A 3,605-nucleotide genomic window follows, 5' to 3' on the forward strand; every position below is an offset into this window, starting at 1 on the left:
TGGCAACGTTTTTAGTCGATTTCTCGGAATAAATATCTGAAAATTTCTAAAAACGTCGTGCTTTGCTTACCGCATAAGCGATTAAAGGTAGCAAAAAAAGAATTAGATTCAGAGAATGAATCAGCCCTACCTTGATAAGGGGGGTGCCGATAGGCGGGGGGATCCCCCCTGCCCCCCTTGATAAGGGGGGTGCCTGAAAACTTTTAACACCTACCTACTTAGTCTGACGGGAAAAATGCTCGCTTTTCTGATTCTAATCTAAAGTTCCTCGCTGTATTTGTTCCCGTTCGATCGCTTCAAATAAAGCCCGGAAGTTGCCTTCTCCAAAACCTCTAGCGGCATGACGTCGCTCGATTAATTCAAAAAAGAAAGTCGGCTGGGAAAAAATTGGTTTAGTGAAAATTTGCAGTAAAGTCGGCTTTTCCGGGAGAGAATAACTATTTTGTTCAAAATCGATGAGAATTTCCTGCTTTTTAATTTCTGACCATTCCCAATCAGCAATATTAAAATCTTTTTTTTGATAGTTAATTTGTTGATAATAACTGTCGGGAACTGCTAAAAATTCTACCTTTTTTTCTCTTAACTTTTTAGTTAAGTTTACAATATTTTCTGTTTTTAAAGCAATGTGTTGAATGCCAGATTTTTGATTAATATCTAAAAATTCTTGTATTTGAGAACTGTTACTATCTGGCTCATTAATCGGTAATTTTAATTCAGTTTTCGGGTAAACAAGTACCTGAGAATAAAGACCAGAACGCTCCGTTTTAATAGTAAAAGTTTGCCTTTTTTTAAAGCCTAAATTTTCCTCATACCAATTGGCTGTTAACTCTAAATTCCCTTGAAAAACATTTAAAACTAAGTGATCAATTGCCAGAATATCCTGATTATATTGTTGCTGACTATCGTATTGAATCAGATGAGGATCGGCTAAAATTGGCGTGATTCCCTGCCTTTCAATTAACGTATGTTTGAGATCAGCAATGCTAGAGATTTGACAGCTTTTTATCTTACCCCTAGCCAAAACAGTTTCCTCAATAAAAATGTCCTGTTTAATTCTCCTAGCTAAACTGTCTAAATCCTCCACTTGAAAAGCTACATCCGCCACCCCTTCAGGATATTTACTTAAAAATTCCGCCACGGGACTAAGGGAATTTAAGGGAGAAGATAAGATAAAAATAATCTGTTTAGTTTTATCTTTTTGGATGCCATTGCCAACTATTTCCGTGTGCGTGTGGAGATTCACCAAACTTGCGATCGCCTGAAAATCCATCACCCGCACAAACCAATCTCGCCATTTTTTGGCCGATTCTACATAAAAATGAATATGATCAACAAACATAGATAAAGTCAAAAAAAGGTTTTTTTCAGTGAGCAGTAAACATTGAAAATAAAACTCCGAACTTGCCACTTAATGCTATTCACTGATAACTGATAACTGATAACTGATAACTGAAAAAGCTGATGACTAAAAAAAGAGATGACTATCGGGTTGAATATTAATTTCCATGGGGACGGCTTGGGGTTCAGCATTCATGGCAAAATAGATAGCATCGGCGGCGGTTTGAGCGGTTAACATTTTAGTGCGATCAACTTTTAAGCTCACCTGATCCCAAAAAGGAGTATCGACACCACCAAAATAGAATAAAGTCATTTTAATACCATAGCGTTTTAACTCATCGGCCAAACATTTACTAAAACCGACCACCCCGTACTTAGAAGCACAATAAGCGGCAGCCATAGCCATAGAATGCTTACCCAAAATTCCCACCACATTACAGATATGACCGGCCTTATTTTCCTTCATCACATTAGCCGCAGCCTGACAGGTATAAAAACTCCCCTTCAGATTGAGGTCGAGCATTTTATCTAAATCTTCCGGCGTGATTTTATTGTATTGTTTCATCACACCGGCTCCGGCCGCATTAACCAACACATCCAACCGGCCGTAATGGGAGACAATTTTTTCCATCAAAGTTTCTACCTGAGTCGGATTGGTGATATCCGTCGGCACAATTAAAGAGGGACAAGGCAACTCACTGGCTAAATTAGATAAATTATCGGCATTTCTGGCCACTAATACGAGTTTATGACCATTAACAGCTAGTTTACGGGCTAAAGTGGCACCGATACCCCCCGTAGCGCCGACAATCAGGACAACTTTTTCGCTCATAATTATTTACAATTCTTTACAAACATTATTGTAAACTGTTCCGACTGGAAAATCATCGCTAGTCCCAACCCCTTGATTAAGGGTTAGCCAACTTCTGATAGGATAAACCGTGACAATGTAAAGAAATTTTTATGACTGTACTGACCGAAGGAATCGCGCCCCACGGTGGGCAATTAATTAATCGTATTGCTACCGCTGCCGAAAAAGCCGAATTTCTGGCCCTAGCTGAAAAACTACCGCGAGTTTCCTTAGATGAACGAGCGCTCTCGGATTTAGTTATGATTGCTATTGGTGGCTTCAGTCCCCTCAAAGGCTTTATGGAACAGGACGACTACGAAAAAGTCGTCGATGATATGCGTCTAATCAATGGTTTACCCTGGGCAATTCCCGTGACTCTTTCCGTTAGGGAAGAAGTGGCGGATCCGCTCAAAGAAGGCAACTGGATTCGTTTAGATGACAGCGAAGGCAACTTTGTCGGAGTCCTGGAATTAACCCAAAAATACCGTTATAATAAAGCCCACGAAGCAGTTAACGTCTATCGTACCGACGACCAGAAACATCCCGGGGTAAAAGTCCTCTACGAACAGGGAGAAATTAACCTCGCAGGTCCAATATGGTTACTTCAGCGCGATCCTCATCCCCAGTTTCCCAAATATCAGATCGATCCTCTGCAATCGCGCAAAATTTTCCACGAAAAAGCTTGGAAAACGATTGTCGGTTTCCAAACCCGTAATCCCATCCACCGGGCCCACGAATACATTCAAAAATGCGCCCTAGAAGTGGTAGATGGTTTATTCTTGCATCCTCTTGTCGGCGCTACCAAAAGCGATGATGTGCCGGCCGATGTGCGGATGCGTTGCTATGAGATCATGATGGATAAATACTTCCCCCAAGATCGCGTTATTCTGGCTATCAACCCCTCAGCTATGCGTTACGCGGGTCCCCGGGAAGCAATTTTCCACGCTATTATCCGTAAAAACTACGGTTGTACCCATTTTATCGTCGGTCGTGACCATGCCGGAGTCGGCGACTACTACGGAACCTACGATGCTCAGTATATCTTTGATGAGTTCGAGCCTGGGGAATTGGGAATCGTGCCGATGAAGTTTGAACACGCTTTCTACTGTACCCGCACTTCGGGAATGGCAACCACCAAAACTAGCCCCAGTTTACCGGAAGAAAGAATCCACCTTTCGGGAACAAAAGTCCGGGAACTGCTGCGTAAAGGAGAATTACCACCTCCGGAATTCTCCCGTCCAGAAGTGGCTGCCGAATTAATCCGCGCCATGCAAGGATCTTGACATCCTCGCCGCCCTAAAAGTGCGGCGATTCCTAAACCTCACGATTTAAGTTTCTGCTTCCACCACCGTCGCATACCACAGTTAAAAAACCATGTACTGTCTTACACAGAGTCCACAGACTTTCGCCCCATTTC

Annotated in this window: 3 protein-coding genes; 1 reads left to right on the forward strand and 2 read right to left on the reverse strand. The window is 42.2% G+C overall.

Annotation, left to right across the window (positions count from 1 at the left end):
* Window positions 1-253 precede the first annotated feature (253 nt).
* A complete protein-coding gene (hppD, locus tag O9332_RS17420) occupies window positions 254-1,339 on the reverse strand; it encodes a 4-hydroxyphenylpyruvate dioxygenase (RefSeq protein ID WP_288026615.1) in 1,086 nt (361 codons plus the stop codon).
* A 126-nt stretch (window positions 1,340-1,465) separates the two neighbouring features.
* Window positions 1,466-2,170 (reverse strand): SDR family oxidoreductase, encoded by a 705-nt coding sequence (locus O9332_RS17425; RefSeq protein ID WP_002757862.1) that lies wholly within the window; start codon window positions 2,168-2,170, stop codon window positions 1,466-1,468.
* A 131-nt stretch (window positions 2,171-2,301) separates the two neighbouring features.
* Here O9332_RS17425 and sat point away from each other — a divergent pair, with 131 nt between their 5' ends.
* Window positions 2,302-3,471, forward strand: a complete 1,170-nt coding sequence (gene sat / locus O9332_RS17430) for a sulfate adenylyltransferase (RefSeq protein WP_288026614.1) — start codon at window positions 2,302-2,304, stop codon at window positions 3,469-3,471.
* Window positions 3,472-3,605 lie beyond the last annotated feature (134 nt).

Origin of the sequence: Microcystis sp. LE19-10.1B (assembly GCF_027530565.1) — a bacterium.
In the GTDB taxonomy this organism is placed as follows: domain Bacteria; phylum Cyanobacteriota; class Cyanobacteriia; order Cyanobacteriales; family Microcystaceae; genus Microcystis; species Microcystis aeruginosa.